Consider the following 23,244-nt stretch of genomic DNA (forward strand, 5'->3'; position numbering starts at 1 on the left):
ACCCGAACGCATACTTTTCTTCGTCCCCATCCAGAGAAGCAGGGGGGCCGCGGAGCTGCCCTCGGTCGTCCATAGACGGCCAGGATATGCCACAAATACTTGATACGCTGAAGCGCCTCTTGAGATGAGCCCCGGGCTTGCCACTGCTCAGGACTGGGTACCACCGCGACAATAGCCCCTTTCAGATGCATGATTTTGCAGCACACGCCGCGCAAAAGCAGGCAGCTCTGATCCTCGGAAGGCATGCGGCACAGCCTCTAAGGGAGCTCACTCTACTGCTGTGTCTGATACTCTGCTACCAGCGTGGTCAGCTCGATGAGATTCCCGAATGGATCGTGACAAAAGAAGCGCGGACGCCCGGGAATAGGCTCTGCCTCTAAAATGGCAATGCCTGCATTCTGCAAGCGCTGGCGATACTCGTCGAGCACGTCAACTTCCAGGCAAAAATGCTGCCCATTTTCGTTGGGAGGCTCATCCGAAGGCATGAAATGCAGCTCCATTTCGCCTTCACCTGCCGCGAACCAGACCAGTTGTCTGTGTGCGAGCGATTGCGGAGGCTGCTTTTCCTCCAGGCCAAGCACCCCACCATAGAATGCACGAACCGCTTCCTGACTCCCACGGGGAACGACGAAGGAGACGTGCTGCAAACGAGGCCGTATCATGTTTTTCACTCCTTTGCTATCAAGGCGCGTAGTAGCAAATGCAGCTTGCGCTTCTATCAAGAGTATGCTGTATTATACTACCAATATTCTCCTATGCTCCATTGCACCACTACCGAATTGCAGCCAGGAGAAAAATGTTCACCCGCCCATCCAACGTGAGCAGCATATAGAAAACACATACACTGAGAATTCAGCAATACATGATCCTCAATTCAATCAGAGATAGAACCCAACAGGGGTATTCTGTCTCCCTGGCCATACCGCTAAAAGCTCTTCAATGTTACTTTACAATTTTCTTACGTATTTTCAATAACCCTTGAAGAATTTCTCATAGATATCTGGTATGCTCATAATCAGCGTACCTCGATTATCCCGCCGAGGGAAGCGAACACCCTGTTTATCACCGCTTTGAAGGAGTTACAGAATCATATGGGAGTCATTACGACCGGTTTACGGAACGTTATCCGTAGCCCTTTTCGACAGAGCCTCATTATTTTGCTTCTGGGCGCAAGCCTGATGTTTGTCGCAGCAATGGTCAGCCTCAATCAGAGCGCACAGGAGCAACTGCAAAAAGTGCGCTCCGAGGTCGGTACAGGCATCACGATCACCTACGCAACCGAAAATGAGACCCAGGACAACGAGAGGCCCGGTAACCCCAATCGCGGAGAAAATGGAACCTTCAACCAGTTCGGTCAGCAGAACGAACGCACGCCAATTCCTCAGGATACGATCGACAAAGTCAAAAAAGTGGCAGGCGTCACCGGGGTTGAAGAGACGCTCATGCGCTTCGATACCGATAAGGTTTTTGCCACCCGTGAGATACAGACTCCGAATGGATCAACACGCACAATTCCAGCCTCCATTTATGGCATTTCCAGCGGCTCAACCCATTTCACTATTCAGGGAAACACCCCCACGATTACCGCCGGACGCGGTTTCCAGACCAGCGACGATACTGCCAGCGTCGCCCTGATGAGTCAAACGCTGGCCGACGCCAACAAGCTCAAACCTGGCTCAACGGTGACTCTCAAGGGGAGCAAAATCACGATCATTGGCCTCTATACCTCGGACAATCCCCGCACCGATAACTCCTTGACGCTGCCACTCAAAACAATGCAAAAACTCTACAATATCAACGGCGTCGATAGCATCACCGCCTATGCCTCAACCTACGATCAGGTAGATTCAGTCGCAACCAACCTGCGGAACGCATTGGGCAGCAAGTACAACGTGGTCACCGAGAATCGCCTGTTTTCCGCGGCGATCAACTCCTTGAGCAGCGCGCAGAACACGATCAGACTGGCACTCATGATTGCGATCGCGGTTTCAGCAGCCATTATCATCTTCACCGTCTTCATTATCGTGCGTGAGCGCACCATTGAGATTGGGACCCTGAAAGCGCTGGGAGCCTCACACTGGCAGGTCATCGCCCAATTCTGGGTTGAAGTGTTCGCCCTCAGCATTCTGGCCTCGATTGTGGCAACTCTACTTCTTGTGCTGCTTGGGCCAATCATTTCGCAACAGTTCGATGTCTCCACAGCGATGACAGGCCAACCGCCCTTCATGAATGGCGCAATGACGGCATCCCGGCAGGGTAGGCCTGCTATGGGCGGCTTCCTGCAACAGTTCGGGAATATTCACCTTGCCTCCGCAACCCTGAATACGCAGACCCTTCTTATCATCGTGGGTCTGGGCATCGGGCTCGCCATCCTGACAAGTATCATTCCCGCCCTCGCTGTCGCGCGTATTCGTCCCGCGGTCGTGCTCCGCAAAGGCAATAACTAGAGAAGGAAAGAAAGATGTCAGAAACGATCAATCTGGAAACACCCACTCAAACAACAGAGCCCGCCGTGACCGTGGTTGCCAGAAATCTCTGCAAATACTTTAAAATGCATGGCGAAGTCATTCACGCGGTTGATAATGCAAGCTTTGTCTTCAAAGCAGGCCAGTTCGTGACGATCATGGGGCCTAGCGGCAGCGGCAAATCTACCCTGCTCTATCTGCTTGGTGGCCTCGACCAGCCGACAAGCGGTGAACTCACTATCGATGGCATCGACATGACCCGGCTCAGCGGCTCAAAAGAGCATCACTTCAGGCGGCAGAAGATCGGCTTTGTCTTCCAATCCTTCCACCTGATCCCGAATCTCACAGCGCTGGAAAACGTCATGCTGCCAATGGAGCTTGCTGGCACGCGCTCTCGTAGCGAGATGCGCGAACGAGCACGCACCCTGCTGCTTCAGGTCGGTATCAACGAAGATCGCCACCGACATCGACCCGGGAAACTCTCTGGCGGACAAAAACAGCGTATCGCGATAGCTCGGGCGCTTGCCAACGATCCCCGCGTGATTCTGGCTGACGAGCCGACCGGCAACCTCGACACTCACAACGGCAAGCGCATCATTGATCTGCTCAGGCAGCTCGCGCATCAGGGGCGCACCGTTATCGTGGTGACACACGATCAGCGCATTGCAAAACAGGCAGATGTCTGCATCGAGATTGAGGATGGCAAAATCACCACGCAGAATCTTGAGGTTCCCGCCACTCCCGAACCGCCACAGAAAAAGAAGCGCCGTAGATAACTTCGTTCCCACATCCTCCCGGTACAGGAGCGCCTTCATCCCTTCCTCAATCGAAGGTGCTCCTGTCTCTCAGGACGGCCACTCATCATCCTACCGCTCTGAATCCTCCACAGGAGATGCTGGAGTGGCTTTGTCTATCCCTTCTTCGGGCTCTCCTGAGCAAGCACATGAGCAGCCCGGTGACATGCATCTCGGCAGGTTGTCTGTCTATCCCTTCTTCGGGCTTTTAAACAGAATATATGCGATTCTGTGAGCATAGAACCTGACACCTTTTTTTCCTGTCTTTCCTGCGAGAGTCATCTGCTCTACAAGAAGCATACACCAAAAACCAGAAAAAAGGCAAGTGTCTATAAATATCTATTATGCCTCCCTGATCCCAATTACCACAAAATATGTGATCTATAGCTGAGTTTTTGTGCCACTCTCTCCAAGCGCGCTTCTCTCTCGTCCTATCGGAGAAGATCGTTTCTGTCTCTTTCCCCTATAAACCCCGGGGATGAACGGCATAGCGCCCCACCAGAACAATGATTGCAACCGAGAGAAGACCATGTGCTACGTGCTTACTCGCTCCTCGGTATCTTCTCCGTCTCTATCGAAATGGAAACGTTTCCTCATTTTCCCTTGACACCCGCCTTTTTTATCAGTATACTCCCTTTTAGATGGAAACGTTTCCATCTTTCAACAGAATAGGGTAAGGCATGGCAACGATTAAAGACATCGCACGAACAGCCGGTGTAGGCATTGGAACCGTATCACGCGTTCTCAATGAGACGGGATATGTGAGCGAAGAGACGCGCCAGAAAGTATGGAATGCGGTAAAGAGCCTTCAATACGTCCCTAATGGTATAGCCCGTGCGCTGGTCACGAAACGTACTATGGCTCTGGGCGTTGTCCTGCATGACTTGATGAATCCATATGTCCCCACGATCGCACGCGGGATTGAGGATGAAGCCCGCCGTCATGGCTATACCATGATGGTGCTGGATACCGATTGGCAGCTTGAACATGAGCTACGAGCCATCACGATTCTACGTCAGCAAGCGGTTGATGGAATCATTCTGGTTTCGCCTGCCAACACAGAAGAGATGGTCAGCAAATGCCAGGACGAAAACATCCCGGTGATCGTGGTCGATAGCGGAGATGCATCGGCGATATCGCATATCACTGCCGATCACTACAAAGGGGCCAGAGATGCAGTCGCCTGGGCCAAAAAGCAGGGACATACGCACATCGGGTTTCTGGCGGGGCCGGCCGGATTGCGTTTTGCGGATTTGCGCCTGCGCGGCTACCTGGACAGCATGGGGCTGACAGATCTCTCGCTGGAAGAGGTCGACCAACGAAAGGAACTCCCCATTGTCCGTGCTGAGTTTCTCTTTGAGGGGGGGCGCGCCGCTACCGAAGCGCTCTTACACGCCCATCCCGAGATCACCTGTATTTTCGCGGGGAATGACATGTCTGCGCTTGGAGCCTTGCAATATCTTGAGCAGCAGGGCATTGCAGTCCCGGAGCAAATCGCGATTATTGGCTTCGATGATATCTTTATCGCTTCCCTTGTACATCCAAGACTTACCACTATTCGTCAACCCATGTATGAGATCGGCGTGGCAGCAGCCGAACTGCTGATGCAGCATCTGAGCGCACCGGAGTGCCCGATACCACAACGCGTCTTCGATCTCACACTGGTCGTTCGCGAGTCTTGTTGAGCATGCCTGTTGCCAGCGGTCGTGAAAGAAAGGATTGCTTATGAGAGAAGGGAGAGCTGTTCATCTGCCCGACAAGAGCAGTGCTCATCAGTATGGCATGCTGGCCTGAGCAGGGCGCGATAGCCCTTTCGCCTCAACAGGGAAGCGCATTATCAAGCCCTGGTCATCATTGAGGAGCAACAGCCACTGCCGTGAGCCGGGACCGCACGCTCAAACGGTGAACGGTCTGCCTGTATTCTCTTGCCTGTCGTTTCACTGAGGCGCATTATCGGCCCTGAGAGCCGCGCGAAACGACACCGTTCCTTCTCCTCACGCTGCTCAAGGCAGGCAAACATTTCGAGCATGACCCATGCATGTCATTATCTCCAGACGGGTTCTCGCTCTTATCAGAAAGGAGGAAACTCACAGCCAGAAAACACTGAAGAAACTCTATTGATGGTAGCTTGCCTGACATCTGTCAACGCGTTCTTCCCTTTATAAGCTGTATTTGTATGTAGATTCTCTAGTCCAGACTTCAGGAAGTCTGTTAGGCACTGATGCCTGAGAGGTTGAACAATGCAAGCCAAAATCACTCGACGCACATTTTTTGGGGTTACCGGTGCCGCTGCCCTCTCGACAACGCTCAGCGCTTGTTTTGGCGTCGGCAACAATCAGCCATCAACCGGGGGAAATAACAGTACCACTATATCTATCTGGGATATTCGCACAGGGAGCGATCAAGAGGCGATCAGGAAGCTGACGAATAGCTTCAACTCTTCCCATTCTGATGTACGTGCGAACATCGAATTTTTCCAGAATGACCCGTACAAGCAAAAGCTTCAGATCGCGATGGGTGCCCATAATCCCCCTGACATCTTCATTGGTTGGGGCGGTGGCATCCTCAAAAACTATGTTGATGCCGACAATGTGTACGATCTGACCCCCGACCTGAACGCGGACTCCAACTGGAAAAACCGCTTCATCCCCTCTATTCTGGAAAGCGCCACCTTCGATGGAAAGATCTACGGCGTTCCGTGCAGTGGCATGCAACCGCTGTTCTTCTTCTACAATAAGGAGCTCTTCAAGAAGCATAACCTGAAGCCGCCTCAGACGTGGGATGAGCTGCTCAAGATCGTCGATACACTCAACAAGCAGAGCATTATTCCGATCGCGCTCGCCGGTGCCAGCAAGTGGCCGTACCTGATGTACCTGGAATACCTTGCCGATAGAATCGGTGGGCCCGACGCGTTTAAAGCGATCCTCAACAATCAGGCAAACTCGTGGTCTCAGGATGCGGTCATCAAGGCCGCGACGCTCATCCAGCAACTCATCAACAGCAACGCGTTCGGTTCCAATTTCGCCTCTGTCGTCGCAGATACGAACCAGGATGCCGCCCTGATCTACACCGGAAAAGCCGCGATGATGCTGCAAGGAAGCTGGAACTTCCCGACCTTCCAGACAAACAGCCCCGACTTCGTGAAAAATGATAAGCTCGGCTGGTTCCCCTTCCCCGCTGTCGAAGGTGGCAAGGGAGACGCCAGCAATATTTGCGGCAATCCATCGAATTTCTATTCGATCTCGAAGGCCTCCAAAGCCCCTCAGAAATGCATCACGTATCTCAAAGATGCGGTGCTCGCTCCCGAAGGAGTCAAGCAGTTTATTGCGCTGGGCAACGTTCCCCCCGTTCAGGGAATCGAATCACAACTGGCAAGCAGCGAGAATGGCGAGTGGTTGCAGTTCAATTATCAGCTCGTGCAGAAAGCCTCTCACTTCCAGCTTTCCTGGGATCAGGCACTGCAACCGCAACCCGCGCAGGAGCTGCTCACCAACCTGGATCGGTTGTTCTTGAAACAGATCACTCCTCAGCAGTTTGCCGACAACATGAACAAGACCCTGAAAGCGTCTTAGACTGGCAACTTCGGAAACATGCCCCGGCTCTCTGTCCCCCTTGTATCGGGCGGACAGAGAGCACTCTAGAAAGGTGCACGTATGAGCGCGTCAACAAGAACAGCAGTATCCCGACGAGACGGATGGATAGCTGTCCTCTGGTCGCTGCCAGCCCTGGCATTCTATCTTCTCTTCGCGATCATCCCGCTCTTTATCGCGGTATACCTGAGCTTTACCAACTGGAATGGGCTCTCACAGCCAACATGGGTGGGGCTTCAAAACTGGATTGCGCTGCTCTCGGACAGCGTGACCGGCAACTCGCTCATCCTGACGATTGAAGTCATGCTTATAAGCTGGATCGTCCAGACGCCGATCAGCCTGTTACTCGGCGTTTTCATGGCCGGCACGCAGCGGTATCGAGCAGTGCTCAGCGTCTTCTACTTTCTTCCCCTGCTCTTCTCAGCGGTCGCCATCGGCCTCACCTGGGTCGCGCTGCTCGATCCAAACTTCGGGCTGGTGAATACGCTGCTCAAGACCATTGGCTTATCAGCACTGGCAAAAGGCTGGCTAGGAGATCCCGGGCTGGCATTTTTCGTCGTGATGGTGATTATTTGCTGGCAATTTATCCCATTTCACTCCCTGCTCTACCTGGGCGGCGCGAGACAGATCCCGCGAGAACTCTATGAAGCATCCACCATAGACGGTGCCGGGCGGCTTCAGCAATTCTTCTTCATCACGTTACCTCAACTCAAGTACACGGTGATTACCTCCACCACCCTGATTTGCACCGGTTCTCTCACCTACTTTGATCTTTTTTGGGTCACTACCGGAGGCGGGCCCGGCTACGCGACTCGCGTGCTTCCACTCCATATGTACATCACGGCTTTCCCGAACCAGGCGGTAGGCTATGGTAGCGTGCTGGCGGTCGTCCTGGCCCTTTTCGGTGTCGTCCTTTCGTTTGTGTTTCTCCGGTTCACTGGCTTTACCAGGATGTCAAGCCAGCTCGAAGGCCTGTAGTATCAGCAGAGCTAGAAAAGAAGGTGTTTTATGAGTGCAGACATAGTTTCTCAGCAGATCGCTGATACCCAACACCAGAACCAACGAGCACCGCGGCGCGGGTGGTGGGAGATCCTCCCATTCACGTTCGGGATTATCTGGTTTCTCATTGCTTTCTTTCCCGTACTGTACATGTTTGGAACCAGCCTGCGCCCGCTCTCCGACTACTTTACAGACATTCCCTGGTTGCCTCCATCGCATCCCACGCTGGAAAATTATAGCTCGGTGCTCGCCAGCGACTTCGGACTGTATTTCATGAACACGGTTTTTGTCACGGTGTTCAGTGTCCTGCTGATCGTTATCGTGTCGCTGTTGAGCGCCTACGCGATCTCAAGGATACGCAATCGGGTGACGCAATTCATCTTCAACCTCTTCCTTGTCGGGTTAGCCATTCCCCTTCAGGCAACGATTATTCCGATCTATGCGATCACTATCAACCTGCACCTCTACGACTCGCTGTATGCGCTCATCCTGCCCAGTGTCGCCTTCGGTATTCCGCTCTCTGTGCTGGTGCTTGTGACCTACATCAGAGATATTCCCCGAGAGCTCTTTGAAGCGATGCTCATTGATGGCGCGGGCCATTTCCGCATCTTGCGCGCCCTGGTGCTTCCATTATCGCGCCCGGCGCTGACCACCGTCATCATCTATGAGACTATCCAGGTCTGGAATGGCTTCCTGTTCCCGCTGGTTCTGACGCAGAGCACCAATGTTCGTGTGCTCCCGCTCGCTCTCTGGAACTTCCAGGGCCAGTATACAACCAATGTCCCGGCGATTATGGCAGCGGTCTTTCTGTCGGCGACCCCGATTATCCTGCTCTACATTTTTGGCAGGCGACAACTGCTCAGCGGCCTGGTCGCAGGCTTCAGCAAATAGTGTTGAATAGAAGGGATACAAACGAGTATGTCTGCAACGTATCGTGATCCACATGCCCCGCTTGAAGAGCGTGTTGAAAACCTGCTCTCCCTGATGACTCTGGATGAAAAGCTTGCTCAGCTCGGCAGCTATTGGAGCACCGCCTTCATCAGCACGGGCACCTTTGATCCTGACCTGGTGCGTCAGAAGATCCCGCATGGGATCGGCCAAGTGACGCGTATCGGCGCTGCTACCGGGTTACGCCCACGCGAGAGCGCACGGCTGATGAACGCGCTGCAAAAAAGCGTCATCGAGCAAACGCGGCTCGGTATCCCGATCATTGTACATGAAGAGGCCGCCGGAGGCTTCTGCCATCGCGATGCCACCGTCTTTCCCCAGGCCATTGCGCTGGCCGCCACCTGGAATCCAGAACGAGTCAAGCAGGTTGCGGAGGCCATTCGGACGCAAATGATGGCCGTCGGAGCGCGACACGCCCTTGCTCCAGTGCTCGATGTCGCACGCGATCCACGATGGGGACGCGTCGAGGAGACCTATGGCGAAGACCCTGTCCTGATCGGCGCCATCGGAACCGCCTATGTGCAGGGCTTGCAGGGCGACGATCTCGCGCATGGCGTCGCAGCGACCGGCAAGCACTTTCTTGGCTATGCACTTTCCGAGGGTGGACGCAACTGGGCCCCGGTACACCTCGGCCCGCGAGAGCTCCGCGAAGTCTACGCGGACCCCTTTGCGACCGTCATCAGAAATACGGGAATCGCAACTATCATGAACTCGTATGCCTCGGTTGATGGTCTTCCATGCGCGGGCAGTCCCGCTATCCTGAACGACCTGCTCCGTGACGAGCTTGGCTTTACCGGGGCCGCCGTCGCTGATTATTCCTCTATCGAGATGCTTCTTTATCATCACCGGGTCGCGGCCACACTGGGAGAGGCCGCACGACTGGCCTTGCAGGCAGGACTTGATATGGAACTGCCGCTCATCAATTGCTATGGGGAGCCGCTCAAAGCCGAGATTGAGGCGGGACGGCTGTCATTGGACGTCATCGACACAGCCGTGCGGCGCGTCCTGCGACTCAAGTTCCAGTTGGGACTCTTCGAGCAGCCCTATGTCGATGAGGAAGCCGCAAGCAGCGCGTTCCAGACTCCAGAGCAGCGCGATCTCGCTCGCAAAGTCGTCGCGGAATCCACGATTCTCCTGCAAAATGATGGAGTGCTTCCGCTCTCGCCAACCCTGAAGCGCCTCGCGATTATCGGGCCGGGTGCAGATGATGCACGGCTCCTGCAAGGCGATTATCATTACCCGACTCATCTGGAGCTGATCTATGCCTCTGACAAGGAGCCCGATGCTGTGGGCCTGACGACGCCAAAGGCGACCGGAGAGTACGCGCCCGGCCCCTACTATACCCCTCACGTCACTCCACTGGCGGGCTTACAGGCTGCCCTGGGCGACCGGGTAGAGATCCGCTATGCAAAGGGGTGCGAGGTGCTTGGCGAGGATCGCTCCGGTTTCGCGGATGCGGTCCAGATCGCTCGTGATGCAGATGTCGCGGTGGTCGTGGTCGCGGGCAAGAGCGGCCTGCAACGACCGGTCACAGTGGGCGAGGCCAACGACGCCACCAATCTTGATCTTACCGGAGTTCAGCCCGAGTTGATCGAGGCCCTCGCTGCTACCGGCACGCCGCTGGTCGTCGTTGTGCTCAGCGGGCGCATTCACACGCTGAGCGAGGTCGCGAAACGGGCCAACGCGCTGCTTCAACTCTTCCCGGCAGGCGAAGAAGGCGGCAACGGGCTTGCAGACATCTTAACCGGGCGCGTCAACCCGAGCGGGCGCCTCCCTGTCAGTATGCCACGCGTGGTCGGTCAGGTCCCCATCTACGCGGGAACCCGGGCGGGCGGTGATCGTGCTATGTTCTTCGACGACTATGTTGATGCTCCGACCACGCCTCTCTTCGCCTTCGGCCACGGCCTGAGCTACACGACATTTACCTACAGCAACCTGAACATCCAGGCTGGCAAGACCACCGATCCGATACAGGTTTCGCTGGAAGTACGCAATACCGGAGAGCGTGCAGGCGACGAGGTCGTTCAACTGTATGGGTGCGATCTGGTTGCGTCTGTCGCCCGTCCCAATCGCATCCTGCTCGGGTTCGCCCGGATCTCACTTGCCCCAAATGAGGCACGCACCATCACCTTCACGGTCCATCCGTCGCGACTCGCCTTCTATGATCCCGCCATGCGCTTTGTGACCGAGCCGGGAGCTTTCCGTTTCAGCGTCGGCGCTTCCTCAGCCGACATCCGCCTTGAACAGACCATAACGCTGGAGGGCGAGACGGTCACGTTCAAACAGCGAGAGATCGTTGATACCACAGTCGCGATTGACTGAGTGAGAGGGCCCATCTCAGATGGGCTCTCATCTGTCAGGCCGCTCACTCAGCATCCAGACCTGGGGGTCACCCCACGTCCTCCATTGATCGCAAAGGCAACAACGCATGAAGCGGCTGGAATTGAGCCTTCATAGACCTTCCGCATAGGCTCTATGTCTGGCAGTGCTCACCCCTGATACTGCTCGTCGCTCACCTTTTCCAGCCAGTCGACGGTTTTGCCATCAAGGCGCTCCTGAAGGGCGATGTGAGTCATGGCTGTTGTTGGAGCGGCTCCATGCCAGTGTTTTTCACCTGGCGGGAACCAGATCACGTCTCCCGGTCGGATCTCCTCTATCGGACCGCCCCACCGCTGCGCCCGGCCACAGCCAGCCGTTACAATCAGTGTCTGGCCGAGCGGGTGTGTATGCCATGCCGTTCGAGCACCCGGCTCAAAGGTCACGCTGGCGCCATTTATGCGGGCCGGATCGGGGGCCTCGAAGAGAGGGTCAATACGCACTGTGCCGGTAAAGTACTCGGTCGGCCCTTTCCCGGATGGTTGCGAGCCACATCTTTTGATATCCATTCTTCTTACTCCAGCTTTTGCATTCTTCTATCACGTAGGGGGAGAGAACAATGCTGTCGTTTTTTCAGGACAGCGACAGAGCAGAGAAGCCTGCGCTGCCTGCTACCAGTATAGACAGTCTGGAGAACAGAGCAATGGTCCGCGACGGCAGAATGTTCAAAGAGGCAGGGCTTCAGGACAGCTCAGACCAGCCATTTTCTTGACCCGAAAGATCAGGGTATGCTAATATCTTACCTGACAGGTCGGATTTAGACGGAGAGAAAAGATCGATCCCCTTTTTCCGCCGGATGAAAGCGGCTCGCAGCTATGACTCCACGCGAGCTTTTTTCTAGAATCGAAAGGCATCTGAACAGTATGACAAAAGGAGCTATTGTTAGTCCCCGGCTCGCGGCATTGGAACGGGAGCTCGTTGCGGGCAGGAGCGAGGCGCTTGGGCTCTTCTGGCAGGAGATCACCGAACGCGGAGCGCCGCTGATTGAGCCTGTTGAGGGTGATAAAAAGCATTATTATGTCACCTTTCTCTGGCGTGATACCGGCGCACAGGGACCGCTTCATAACGTGGTGGTTTTCGCACGCCTGGCCGCCTGGAAGGACCCACAAAAGAACCAGATGACGCGCCTGCTTGACACCGATCTCTGGTACCGAACCTATCGCATACAGGCCGATTTGCGCTGTACCTATTTGCTCTCACCGAATGATCCGCTGACGCCGCCTATGAATAACTGGGTCAATTTTATTTCGCGGATGACGGTCGACCCGCTGAATCCCCATGTCTTTGTGCAGCGTCGTGACCCTGATATCCCGGACGAGCGAGAATTGCAGTTCTCCATTCTTGAGCTTCCTGAAGCTCCACCACAGCCCTGGAACGAGCCTCGCGAAGGGGTTGCCCGGGGACACATCACGCACCATCGGCTCCGTAGCGAGATTCTTGGTAACGAGCGGAGTATCTGGGTCTATACCCCACCTGGCTATACTCCCGAGGCCGAACCCTATGGCCTGCTCCTTTTATTCGATGGATGGGCCTATCTTGAGACGGTTCCTACTCCCACTATCATCGAGAATATGCTGAGTGAGGGAAAGATCCCGCCACTCGTTGCAGTGTTTGTCGATAGCCTGAAACTCCCGATACGCAACCGTGAGCTTCCCTGCTATCCGCCCTTCGTGGATTTTCTCACACAGGAGCTGTTCCCCTGGCTTCGTCAGCGCTATCGTGTGACAGAAGATCCCACCCGGGTGATTGTGGGTGGTTCCAGCTATGGCGGGTTAGCAGCAGCCTTCGTGAGCTTGCGAGCTCCCGAGGTGTTCGGCAACGTGCTCTCGATGTCCGGTTCGTTCTGGTGGGACAAAGATCCCGAGGACGGGATTCCTCAGGAGTGGCTCACCCAGCAGTTTCTTGCACATCCACGTCTGCCCCTCCGCTTCTATTTTGAGGTTGGCACAAAGGAACGAAGCGGCTTCGTCGATATGATCCCCTGTACCCGACACCTGCGAGACATCCTGCACTTGAAGGGATACGAGGTCTATTACCATGAGTTCAATGGCGGTCATGAATATATTGTTCGTCGTGGCTCCCTGGCAAATGGCCTGCTGACACTTGCCGGGCCCTGGCTGTCTGACGCTTCCTGACGACCTTTTCAGAGGAAAAAGGGAGCGCCATCATCGCAGACGCTCCCTCCCGGTTGCTTCAACGCTTTCGCTTACGCCGCCTCTTCGTCAGTACCTCCCTCTACCTTCTCGCCCTGTTGCTTGCGTATCCACGCATATACCGGCAGGCCAAGCAACAACAGCACAAAGCCATAGAGCACTGTGGTCGCACCAGCTCCGATAATCGCCCAGACGGAATAGACAAACGCAAGAATCGAAAACATGCTCGATCCGAACAGACGCCTTCCATTAAAGAGGTCACGTCGCGTGAAGAACAGAATCAGTTCAGCAATGGCACAGAAGGCATACGGAATCTGGCTGGTGAGCGTCCCGAGCAGAATAATAAAGCTGAACATCTCTACCAGATTGCCGGGGCCCATATAGTTCAACAGTAACAGCAGCGAAGCCAGCGTACTCGAAAGCACCAGCGCGAAGACCGGCACTCCCTGACGAGACACTCGCCCGAAGATGCGCGGAAAAAGCCCATCCTGTGCCACGGCCATCGGCACCTGACCGGCCATCATCATTAAGCCATTCAAGGCACCCAGACAGGAGATGACGGCCCCAATCGCCAGCGCGTACGAGGCCCACGATCCCCAGAGCAGACCCGCCGCTTCGGCATAGGGCGCCGATGAATGGCCCAGGCGCGACAGCGGCATGATCCCCATGATGACTGTTGTACTCAGGATGTATACCAGTGAGGTAATCAGTATGCCCAGAAGAGTCGCGCGAGGAATTGTCTTCGCTGGATCTTTGACATACCCCGCGGGAACGGTCGCCGATTCAATCCCCAGAAATGACCAGAACGTCAGGGCCGCGACTGCTGTAATCGCGTCAATGGGCGGCTTACCACTGGGGTTGAGCGGCACAAAATGCTGCCAATCGACCCGGAAAAATCCGAAAACCAGCAGCGCCAGCAACGGGACCAGCTTACAGATGGTGGTAATCACCTGCATAATGCCCGCGTCTTTGACCCCGAGCGTGTTAACGCCAGTAATCAGCCAGAGCAGCGCCAGCGCCACAACCCCGGAGAGCCAGCGCTGTTCACTCAAGATGGGGAACATCCCCTGAAGGTAGCTCACCAGCGCAACGCTGATAGCCGCGTTCCCGATCCATAACGACATCCAGTGACCCCAACCGATCCAGAACCCGGCAAAGTCGCCAAATGCCATCCGTGTATACGCATAGGGACCTCCCTCACGAGGAACCATCGATGCCAGACGCGCAAACAGCAACGCCAGGCAGGTCGCTCCGGCAGCGGTCAAACCCCAACCCACAAGCGAGATGCCTCCATATGAAGCCAGCGAAGCAGGGAGAAGGAAGATTCCTGAACCAATCATATTCCCCACAACCAGCGACGTACACATCCAGAAGCCCAGAGAGCGCTTTGAGCGGGTTGACGATGTGGCATCCTGTACCTCTAGTTGTCCTACAGCCTTTGTTTTCGATACCACCTTGACCAACACCTCCCTTTCCACATATCCGATGTTCACTTCTCCCCTGCCCCGGCAGTTGCAGAGACAAGGCAGCGGAGGATTCACATCCTCACGAAAATCTTATCATATGCTGCGGTGTCGAAGTCAACTGTTTTACATCTCCAACGAAAAAGACCATTACAGCTCAATCTGTATAGAAATACAGTTATCTTCTCCGCAACGATTCATCCCGCCTCGTGCATGAAATACGAGGATACAAAAAAGAAGCGGCGCCGCTCATCACTCTGCCTGCCGCCCCGCTTCAATTCGACCACGATACCAGGCAAACAGGCCCGGCAGTTCACCTTGCCAGGCCCTGTACCCCTATCTCTCTTACAGTGGAAGTCTATATGTACCTGAAAGCTGATTGTACTCTTCCTTCCTCAATCACACGTAATATCAAGGGAAGAGAACCGAGACGACGCGTTTTCCAGAAGCCCACAAGGAGCAGCATTAGCAGCATCGGCAGATCGAGATACAGGACTATCAGCATACCATCTACCAGACCCGGACAGTTTAAAATGATCGGATATCCCATAAAAGAAAACAGGCGCCTGGATCAACAGGGTTGCACTCAGGCCCAAACCGAGCAGAAACCTGGTATCGCGTATCATGCATATTCCTTCTTTACCTCTCACCTTAGAAGGGATATTGCTCTACCTTTCAGGTGTAGATGTACACATGAAACATGAAGAGGGGCAAATGACCCATTTCTGTTTCATTGCGAGGAAGAGACCGAGACATAACGCATCTCCGCAGCGTGCTCTTGTTTCGCTCTCCCACATTGAAGGCACTGCGCACTCCCCCCCCTCTGTTCATTGATGTTTTTTGCTCCGCCTACCCGATTCCCCCTTTTCTATGCATCTATCCGCATCGTTCTCATCGTATAGATAGAGAGGAATAGAAGCAGAGCAGAAAAGAGACATCTGCTCAAGGCCATCAGACACATCGCCGCTCGTGGCCTGATGGGACAAAATGAAGTTCTGGAAAAGATACCCCACCAACGACGGGGCGTATTATCAACGGTTCACTGCTTCGCAGACAAACCTGCGGCAAGGAAGCGCATGCGTCAGGTGGGATCAGAGGAGAGGTATAGATGAATTCAGCAAACACCCCCGAGAAGGTACAGGCAAAGGCCAACCAGGTCGCAAAAAACCGCTGGGTTGCCTACCTGGCCCGCTTCGGCTATATCACAAAAGGGATCGTCTATCTGCTCGTTGGTATTCTGGCCGTACAGCTTGCCTTCGGCCTCGGCGGAAGAACCACTGACCAGCGGGGCGCACTTCAGACCATAGCCAATCAACCTTTCGGACAGGCCTTGATGTGTATTGTCGCTATCGGCCTGTTCGGCTACGCGCTTTGGAGCGAGATGCAGGCTATACTGGACGTTGATAGAAAAGGCAAAGACGCCAAAGGCATTCTCTCCCGGCTTGGCTATGCAGGAATCGGCATCTCCTATATCGCGCTCGGTATTGGCGCGTTCCATCTGGCCACCAGCACAGGAAGCGCGGGCAAGAACTCCACTGACTCCGCTCAGGACTGGACGGCCCGCCTGCTTCAAATGCCGTTCGGCGTCGTCCTCGTGGTCATTGTCGGCCTGATCGTGCTTGGTATTGCCATTGCTCTGTTTGTCAAAGTCTACAAGGCCTCATTTCAGCAGGCTCTCGATCTCAGTTCCCTCTCTCCCGGGATGCGCGAAGGCGTTATGCTGCTGGGAAGAATCGGGCATGCCGCCTTAGGAGTCGTCTTCGTCATTATTGGTATCTTCCTGATTCTCGCAGCGCTTCAACATAACCCCAATGAAGCGAAAGGGCTGGATTCGGCCCTGCTGGAACTGACGCATCAACCATTCGGGGCGGTCCTGCTCGCCATCATCGCGCTTGGGTTCGTCGCCTATGGGCTATACTGCTTTATTGAGGCACGCTACCATAACATCCAGCATTACTAACGATCGCACTTTATGCCTGTCATCTCTACACGCCACAGACCACAAGCGAGGAGTGTATTGCACTTCTCGCCTTTTCTATGAGCCATCATCGTCGGCCTGATCGAAGATAGAAGCATCAGGGGGCGTGAGTGACGTTGTCATGCTGGTGCTCTTGATCACGCAAGAGGGTCTTCGCGCGCTTGCTTGCTTTCCGGCGGCAGAAATGCGAATATGGAGAGATACCGCTTCCTCAGCCTGTCATCAGCCTCTTTTTGAGAGCAGGAGGCGCCCGATGTTTCTTTCTCAGGAGTGAACAGTGAGAGTTATCACCTATAACATCCTCGATGGAGGAGAGGACAGAATCCCGGTCATCACCCAGATCTTGCACAACCAGCACCCCGATATGATCGCCCTTCAAGAGGCCAATGACCGCAGCAATGCCGAGCAATTAGCCCGCGCCCTGAAGATGCACCTGGTCTTCGGCGAGGCCAACAGTGACTATCATGTGGCCTGGCTGAGCAGCCTGCCTGTTCTCCAGGTTCGCAATTATCGACTTCCCGTCCTGCATAAAACCCTGCTGGCCATCGATGTTGCATGGAAGGGCACGACGCTCCACCTGTGCACAACACACCTGCGGGCAGGATATGAAGATGTGTATGAAGAGGGTCGCGAGGACGAAATCAAGGCCATTCTGGAAACCATAGAACCAATGCTGAAAGAGCCGCTCCTGCTGGTCGGAGATCTGAATGCGATTGCCCCGGGTGATCCGGTTGCGCTTGTGCCCGAAGGCCACCGAGAACACGATGAGCGGCTACTTATCAAGCAGGCGAAGCGTCTGGTCATAGCGCGCATCCGGGAGGCCGGCCTTGTCGACTGCTACCGCGCACTGCATCCCACCGAAGAGGGCTACACCTGTGACGCGCGCCGGGACGCCCCCTGCATGCGCATCGACTACTGTTTCGCCTCACCGAGCCTTGCTCAGGACGTGCGAACTTGCAACGTGCTCTCAAACGAGCTGACATCACGGGCCAGCGATCACCTGCCTGTACAGGTCGATTTCGCGTAACAGCAAAGGGGACTCCCAACAAGCCAGCTCTGTACGTCGATCTCCTATGAGACGAAAGGAGTTCAGCGGGTCTACGGCGGCATGCTCGCCAGCATCGGCGTCCGGGCAGAGCTCAGGTCGGGTAAAGCACATGTCTCCCCGACCTGATTTCACCGCTTGCCAGTTGCTCGCGAATCACACCCGGCTCACCGCTTACACACGCTTCACCACTCGCCAATCAGCCGCGCCAGCCGCAGCGCCTCTTGAGCCGCATCAGCGACCGGGATCAGCCCGACCGTCAGTTCGTCGATCTCGGTGTGAAGCAGCTCTAACAGCCGTTCCCGGATCCTGCGTTCATCGCCATAGACCAGTAGGCTCTCAACCAGTCGTTCCGAAACCGCTTCGATCTCCGCCAGCGAGAAGCCCGCCGCCACAAACATAGTGCGATAGTTCGGACGCGTGGTATAGATCCGCATGGCTTGCCGCCCGATCTGCAAAGCCGTCTCGCGATCCTCCGTAAAGACGACCGGCACATGTGCCACCAGCCGAGGACATTTCCGCCCCGCACGAGTAGCCCCCTCTTGCAGGGCCGGGAGAGCCGTATGAAGCAGATACGGAACCGGACACATTGCCGAGATCGCTCCATCCGCGATCTCACCCGCAAGCCGGAAAGCCTTCGGCCCGAGCGCCGCCATCAGTAATGGAATCGGGGCCGTCGTGGGCAACTCAATATCCGTTGTCAGGAAGCGCCCCTGATGCCGGACTGCGCCCTCGTGCAACAGAGGACGCAACACCTGCATATACTCGCGCAGGTACGCAAACGGCGCATCCATCTCGATCCCATAGGCACGCTTCGCATACAGAGGCGAACTCGCGCCGATCCCCAGTTGCAGCCTTCCGGGAGCCAGCGCGTGAAAACTGGACGCCTGAAGCGCCAGAAAGACCGGATGGCGTGCAAACGCCTGGATAATAGCCGTTCCCATTTTGAGCCGGGTAGTCCGCATCGCTGCCGCGGTCAGCACCGTCAGGATGTCGGGCTCCCAGGGCGCTCCACCGATCCAGATATGCGATACTCCCACCTTCTCTATTTCAACCAGCGTCTCCACCAGCTTCGCAGGCTCTTGCGGCTGAACCGAGAGTCCAATGCGCTCACGGACAGATTGATTCATCGATCTTCTCCTTTATCTCTGAAAAACGGCATCGTGGTGATGCATACACGACGCTCTGTTGCAAAACCAGCCTAGCAGGAGATAGAATAGAGCGTCAACCAGCAAAGAAAAGGAAACTGTTGCATACGCAACGGCAAAGGAAAAACTGATGCAGAAGTCAGAGGCCCACAAAGATCTTCGCGTTCTCCGCACCCGGAAACTGATTCAGCAGGCCTTCATTGACCTGACTGTCGAAAAGGGTTTCGCCGCATTGACCATCCAGGACATCACCGAGCGTGCAATGATTAACCGCTCTACCTTCTACCGTCACTATCTGGACAAATATGACCTGCTTGATCAACTGCTCAACGAACTTGATGCCTTGCTTGATAACCGCAATACTCCGGACGAGCCCGGCCCCCTGCGCCTGCTTCAGCACATCGAGCAATTCGCCGACTTCTATCGCGTCATGCTCGGTCCACAGGGCGACCCCTCGTTCGTTGAGCGCTTCCGTCAGAACACAGAGCGCCACTTCCGCGCTTTGTTCGCTCAGGCCAGGGCCGCAAGCAACGAGCCACCCCTTGACTTGAAGATCGCCAGCATCGCCTATGCGGGTGTTGGGGCCACTATCTGGTGGCTGGAACAGCAGCAACCCTGCTCTCCCGAGCAACTCGCCACCTGGATGAGTCAGATCAGCAGCGCGATTGCAGGCCCCGAACTCAAGCCGCGCAGCAGCAAAGAGCGCTGATCGACACAACTCAGTCGCAAGCCGGGGGATTCCTCTGGCTTAGAGTCGGCCACACGCTTGAGCCAACCACGCCGCTGCACTCCAAGGAGCGAGCACTGTACCAGCGCATGCAGACACGAGCCTCCCGTGAGCAGGCCCGGGCTGCTGCAAGCATCCATATGGCGAAATGGAGCGCAACATATGAGCTTGACACCAGGGTATATACAGTGGTATGCTGAGAACAGAAAATACCACCGTATATACCACGCTCACGGAGAAAGGGGCCGTATGCCATCAAGTAAGGATCGCCAGCGTGTCGAAATCCCGGTCTACCTCTATGAGCAACTGGCGCGAATCGCCGAGACGGAGGATCGCACGATTACCAGTGTTCTCAACCAGCTCCTGTTTCAGGCATTACAGAGCTATCAACCGACCTGGATTCCCGGTAAACACCTCAGTCGCTTCAATGAGCACGCCCGGCATGTGCTCTCACTCGCTCGTGAAGAGGCCCTGACTTTCAATCACGACTTTATCGGGACCGAACACCTCTTACTGGGCGTCTTACGTGAACAAAAGGGGATTGCTGCCCTGGCACTGGAAAAACTGGGCGTTACCCCTGACGCCGTCCGGGCCGCGGTCGAAGCGAAGATCGGGCGGGGAGACGAGCCGGTCCAGGAGGACATTGACTATGTGCCCCGCGCCCGCAAGGTTCTCTCCCTCGCAATGGACGAAGCAGAGCGGCAGGGAAGCGCCTATGTGCGCACAGAACACATCCTGCTCGGCATCGTACGTGAGGGGGGCGGCGTCGCTGCCGATATTCTCGATACGTTTGGCGTTCTGGGGAAAGTTCGCGAACAGATTTCCAGGCTCCTCGGGTAGCAACAACAAGGAGGAAAACGCATGCGTCCATCTAGCAACATCTGGACAGGAAAGGCCAACAGGTATGATCGGGCACGTCCGACACCACCGCCAGCACTGCTTGATCTCCTGACGCAGCTCATCGCGACCCCGCAGCCCGCCCTGGTGGTGGATCTGGGAAGCGGAACCGGGCTGTCAAGCGCTGTCTGGGCTGATCGAGCACAACGCGTGATCGGGATTGAGCCCAATGCCGACATGCGCAAAGTAGCAATGCACAAGCTCAAGCTCCACAATATTCCCGCTACGGCTCATATCGAGTATCGTGAGGGTGTGGCCCATCAGACCGGCCTACCTGACGCATGTGCGGATATCGTCACTGCCGCTCAGGCGTTCCACTGGATGGAACCAACGTCAACGCTGGCCGAGGTCGCCCGGATTCTGCGCCCTGGAGGGCTCTTCGCGGTATATGACTATGATTGGCCACCCCTCATCCACTGGGAGCTTGATCGGCTCGGGCAGGAGATGAGCGAACATATGGTGAAACTCGTCCAGCAGCGCGGGCTCGTTCAGAACCTGTCTATCTGGCCGAAGACCAAACACCTCGACAACATGCGCGAGTGCGGCCATTTTCGCTTCACCCGTGAAACCTGGCTGCACCACACCGAGCAAGGAGACGCAACCCGCTTTCTGGAGATGATGCAAACCAGTGCATTTAGCGGCCTCTCCAACTTCAGCGAACAGGAGATCGGAATTGATCGGCTCAGACAGGCCGCACAACAATACATCGGGCCCGAACCGATCCCCTGGTATATGAGCTACCACGTCCTGCTCGCCGTCAAATAGAGGCAGTGGTCTATTGACGAGAGGAAGAGGGCCCATCATGCGCCATCTGCAAGGTGGGCTTTCATTCCAGATCGTGGCACACTGAGATCATGCATGGCCACCGGCGATTGGCTGGAGCTGTTTGAGGAAGAGGCGACCGGGCGTCAGCGCAAGCACCCGTTCTCGAAACAGGCAGGCAACAGGGTGTTCCCATTGCGCCACCGTTCCGATCATATGCGATCGAGCAAGCACCCCGTTGGCATGCTTCAGCCGCTGCTGCTGATAGAGCCGCAATGCCTCGGGAAGAGCATGAGCCGTACGGAGCGCAGCCGCCAGCGCACAGGCATCTTCAATCGCCTGACAGGCCCCCTGCCCCATGTTCGGCGTCATCGCGTGGGCAGCATCTCCTAGCAGCGTCACCCGCCCCTGGCTCCAGGAAGCCAGTGGAGCAAGATCATAGATGTCATTGCGCAAGATTGACGCGGCCTCGGTCGCCTTCAGCAGCTCGCTCACCAGCGGGTGCCATCCCCTGAACAGGGTCAGGAGATACGAACGGCTCTCCACGCTTTCAGCCTCATGCTCCGCCATGTTGCACGAGACAAACCAGTACACCCGATCTCTCGTCAGCGGCGCGATGCCAAAGCGCAGCCCGCGTCCCCACAGTTCCCCCATCAGTTCGGGCTTCACGCCTGTTGCCACGCCGCGCCAGGCCGTGTACCCCGCATAGCGCGGCTGACTTCCGGGAAACAACTGCTGCCGCACCTGCGAATGAATGCCATCGGCCCCGATCAAGAGACACCCGCGCACGCGTTGCCCGTTCGCGAAGATGCCAGTCACCTCATCCTCATCCTGCTCAAAGGCGATCAATCTGGCACCGCATTCAATGGAATCCCTGCCAACAGCGTCGCGAAGCGCGGCCAGAAGCTCCGCACGATGGACCGCCACAGGTGGCGCTCCCAGGTGGCGCGTCATCTCATCCGGCGAAAGCTGCATCAGTTGCTTGCCACGAGCGGTATAGAAGCCGATTGGCAGCGCGTCGGGCCTTCCGAGATCCCGCACAATATGCTCAAGGCCAAGCTTCCGCAACGCTCCAAGCGCGTTCGCCCAGAGCGTCAACCCGGCTCCGACCTCCTTCACCTCCTGAGCCCGCTCAAAGACCCGTACGGAATAGCCCGCCTGCCGCAACGCGAGCGCCGTCGTGAGGCCGCCAATACCAGCACCAATAATCAAAACGGGAAGATCGCTCATCTTTTTTCTCCTTGTGGTTCCATCCCACGTAGTTGCAAGGCAAACGCCTGCCGTAACGCCGCTCCCTGCGCCTCCTCAAAGGGAAGCTGACCGCTGAGCCACTGGCACAGGATCGCAAAATAGAGCGCGAAAAAGTTCTTGCTTGCCTGCTCCACAGAGACATCTGGCGCAAGCGCTCCTTTATGCTGAAACTGCGTCAGAAGCTCGGCGAGCTGCTGCCCGAAGCGCTCAATCTGCTGTAATGCCTGTTCTCTATATCGCTGTGCCTGGGCCTGTAACGCGATCACCTGAACATAGACACGCGCGTTCTCCGGGTGCTGCTGATAGAGGCGGAAGAATGATTGAAACAGGCAGACAAGCGTATCGAGCACACTCCCCTCCGGTGGCAACAAACGAAACGCCTGTTCAATTGTCTCCTCAAGCATCTCATTATAGGCCAGCAGCAATAAATCCTGCTTGTCCTTCGCATAGAGAAACAGGGTGCCGCTCCCCACCTGTGCCAGTGCTGCCACCTGTCGGGTTGTGGTCGCCTCAAAGCCCTGCTGCATAAACAGGTGCCAGGCGGCCTGCTGAATACGTCTCAGCTTCTCCTGCTTGTTTCGTTCACGTAGGCCAGACATGTGGCCCTCCTCTCAGAAAAGTGAACCTGGTCAAAATTGAGCACGTTCA

The 23,244-nt window shown here is 55.9% G+C and carries 20 protein-coding genes; 13 read left to right on the top strand and 7 right to left on the bottom strand.

What is annotated here, in order from left to right; all coding sequences use genetic code 11:
- Positions 1-272 precede the first annotated feature (272 nt).
- Positions 273-662 (bottom strand): VOC family protein, encoded by a 390-nt coding sequence (locus EI42_RS15860; protein WP_111323601.1) that lies wholly within the window; start codon positions 660-662, stop codon positions 273-275.
- A gap of 429 nt (positions 663-1,091) precedes the next feature.
- On the opposite strand from EI42_RS15860, the gene EI42_RS15865 reads away from it, so the two are divergent.
- From EI42_RS15865 to EI42_RS15875, 3 genes are all read left to right on the top strand, one after another.
- Positions 1,092-2,447: an ABC transporter permease gene (locus tag EI42_RS15865; protein ID WP_111323602.1), complete on the top strand. Its 1,356-nt coding sequence runs from the start codon at positions 1,092-1,094 to the stop codon at positions 2,445-2,447.
- A 14-nt stretch (positions 2,448-2,461) separates the two neighbouring features.
- The gene (locus EI42_RS15870) at positions 2,462-3,241 is read left to right on the top strand and encodes an ABC transporter ATP-binding protein (RefSeq protein WP_111323603.1); all 780 of its coding nucleotides are present in this window, start codon (positions 2,462-2,464) and stop codon (positions 3,239-3,241) included.
- 698 nt (positions 3,242-3,939) lie between these two features.
- Positions 3,940-4,944: a LacI family DNA-binding transcriptional regulator gene (locus tag EI42_RS15875; protein WP_111323604.1), complete on the top strand. Its 1,005-nt coding sequence runs from the start codon at positions 3,940-3,942 to the stop codon at positions 4,942-4,944.
- Positions 4,945-5,096: 152 nt separating this feature from the next.
- On the opposite strand, the gene EI42_RS33320 is transcribed toward EI42_RS15875, so the two are convergent.
- Positions 5,097-5,288, bottom strand: coding sequence for a hypothetical protein (locus EI42_RS33320; protein ID WP_211326200.1), 192 nt, complete (start codon positions 5,286-5,288; stop codon positions 5,097-5,099).
- 211 nt (positions 5,289-5,499) lie between these two features.
- Here EI42_RS33320 and EI42_RS15880 point away from each other — a divergent pair, with 211 nt between their 5' ends.
- From EI42_RS15880 to EI42_RS15895, 4 genes are all read left to right on the top strand, one after another.
- The gene (locus EI42_RS15880) at positions 5,500-6,831 is read left to right on the top strand and encodes an ABC transporter substrate-binding protein (RefSeq protein WP_111323605.1); all 1,332 of its coding nucleotides are present in this window, start codon (positions 5,500-5,502) and stop codon (positions 6,829-6,831) included.
- Between the two features lie 81 nt (positions 6,832-6,912).
- Positions 6,913-7,827, top strand: a complete 915-nt coding sequence (locus EI42_RS15885) for a carbohydrate ABC transporter permease (protein ID WP_111323606.1) — start codon at positions 6,913-6,915, stop codon at positions 7,825-7,827.
- Between the two features lie 30 nt (positions 7,828-7,857).
- Positions 7,858-8,739 carry a carbohydrate ABC transporter permease gene (locus EI42_RS15890; protein WP_111323607.1) on the top strand — a complete coding sequence of 294 codons (882 nt, stop codon included), beginning with the start codon at positions 7,858-7,860 and terminating at the stop codon, positions 8,737-8,739.
- A 27-nt stretch (positions 8,740-8,766) separates the two neighbouring features.
- A complete protein-coding gene (locus EI42_RS15895) occupies positions 8,767-11,118 on the top strand; it encodes a glycoside hydrolase family 3 N-terminal domain-containing protein (RefSeq protein ID WP_111323608.1) in 2,352 nt (783 codons plus the stop codon).
- A 167-nt stretch (positions 11,119-11,285) separates the two neighbouring features.
- Here the strand turns inward: EI42_RS15895 and EI42_RS15900 are convergent, their stop codons facing one another.
- A complete protein-coding gene (locus EI42_RS15900) occupies positions 11,286-11,681 on the bottom strand; it encodes a (R)-mandelonitrile lyase (protein ID WP_111323609.1) in 396 nt (131 codons plus the stop codon).
- Positions 11,682-12,035: 354 nt separating this feature from the next.
- Between EI42_RS15900 and fes the strand changes: the two genes are divergently transcribed.
- The gene (fes, locus tag EI42_RS15905) at positions 12,036-13,307 is read left to right on the top strand and encodes an enterochelin esterase (protein WP_111323610.1); all 1,272 of its coding nucleotides are present in this window, start codon (positions 12,036-12,038) and stop codon (positions 13,305-13,307) included.
- A gap of 71 nt (positions 13,308-13,378) precedes the next feature.
- On the opposite strand, the gene EI42_RS15910 is transcribed toward fes, so the two are convergent.
- Positions 13,379-14,779: an amino acid permease gene (locus EI42_RS15910; RefSeq protein WP_211326201.1), complete on the bottom strand. Its 1,401-nt coding sequence runs from the start codon at positions 14,777-14,779 to the stop codon at positions 13,379-13,381.
- 1,117 nt (positions 14,780-15,896) lie between these two features.
- Between EI42_RS15910 and EI42_RS15915 the strand changes: the two genes are divergently transcribed.
- The gene (locus EI42_RS15915; protein WP_111323611.1) at positions 15,897-16,748 is read left to right on the top strand and encodes a DUF1206 domain-containing protein; all 852 of its coding nucleotides are present in this window, start codon (positions 15,897-15,899) and stop codon (positions 16,746-16,748) included.
- Positions 16,749-17,043: 295 nt separating this feature from the next.
- Positions 17,044-17,793, top strand: a complete 750-nt coding sequence (locus EI42_RS15920; protein WP_111323612.1) for an endonuclease/exonuclease/phosphatase family protein — start codon at positions 17,044-17,046, stop codon at positions 17,791-17,793.
- A 203-nt stretch (positions 17,794-17,996) separates the two neighbouring features.
- Here EI42_RS15920 and EI42_RS15925 read toward each other — a convergent pair whose 3' ends face one another.
- Positions 17,997-18,941 carry an LLM class flavin-dependent oxidoreductase gene (locus tag EI42_RS15925; protein WP_111323613.1) on the bottom strand — a complete coding sequence of 315 codons (945 nt, stop codon included), beginning with the start codon at positions 18,939-18,941 and terminating at the stop codon, positions 17,997-17,999.
- Positions 18,942-19,089: 148 nt separating this feature from the next.
- Between EI42_RS15925 and EI42_RS15930 the strand changes: the two genes are divergently transcribed.
- The 3 genes from EI42_RS15930 to EI42_RS15940 all read left to right on the top strand — a co-directional run bounded on the left by EI42_RS15930 (position 19,090) and on the right by EI42_RS15940 (position 21,348).
- Positions 19,090-19,668, top strand: coding sequence for a TetR/AcrR family transcriptional regulator (locus EI42_RS15930; RefSeq protein WP_111323614.1), 579 nt, complete (start codon positions 19,090-19,092; stop codon positions 19,666-19,668).
- 267 nt (positions 19,669-19,935) lie between these two features.
- Positions 19,936-20,526 carry a Clp protease N-terminal domain-containing protein gene (locus tag EI42_RS15935; protein WP_170142670.1) on the top strand — a complete coding sequence of 197 codons (591 nt, stop codon included), beginning with the start codon at positions 19,936-19,938 and terminating at the stop codon, positions 20,524-20,526.
- 21 nt (positions 20,527-20,547) lie between these two features.
- On the top strand, positions 20,548-21,348 hold the full coding sequence (locus EI42_RS15940; protein WP_111323616.1) for a class I SAM-dependent methyltransferase: 801 nt from the start codon (positions 20,548-20,550) through the stop codon (positions 21,346-21,348).
- 87 nt (positions 21,349-21,435) lie between these two features.
- Here EI42_RS15940 and EI42_RS15945 read toward each other — a convergent pair whose 3' ends face one another.
- Positions 21,436-22,575: an FAD-dependent monooxygenase gene (locus tag EI42_RS15945; RefSeq protein WP_111323617.1), complete on the bottom strand. Its 1,140-nt coding sequence runs from the start codon at positions 22,573-22,575 to the stop codon at positions 21,436-21,438.
- Positions 22,572-23,195: a TetR/AcrR family transcriptional regulator gene (locus tag EI42_RS15950; protein WP_111323618.1), complete on the bottom strand. Its 624-nt coding sequence runs from the start codon at positions 23,193-23,195 to the stop codon at positions 22,572-22,574. The genes EI42_RS15945 and EI42_RS15950 overlap by 4 nt, the downstream gene beginning before the upstream one ends.
- Between the last annotated feature and the right edge of the window lie 49 nt (positions 23,196-23,244).

The organism is Thermosporothrix hazakensis (assembly GCF_003253565.1).
GTDB classification, from domain to species: Bacteria; Chloroflexota; Ktedonobacteria; order Ktedonobacterales; family Ktedonobacteraceae; genus Thermosporothrix; species Thermosporothrix hazakensis.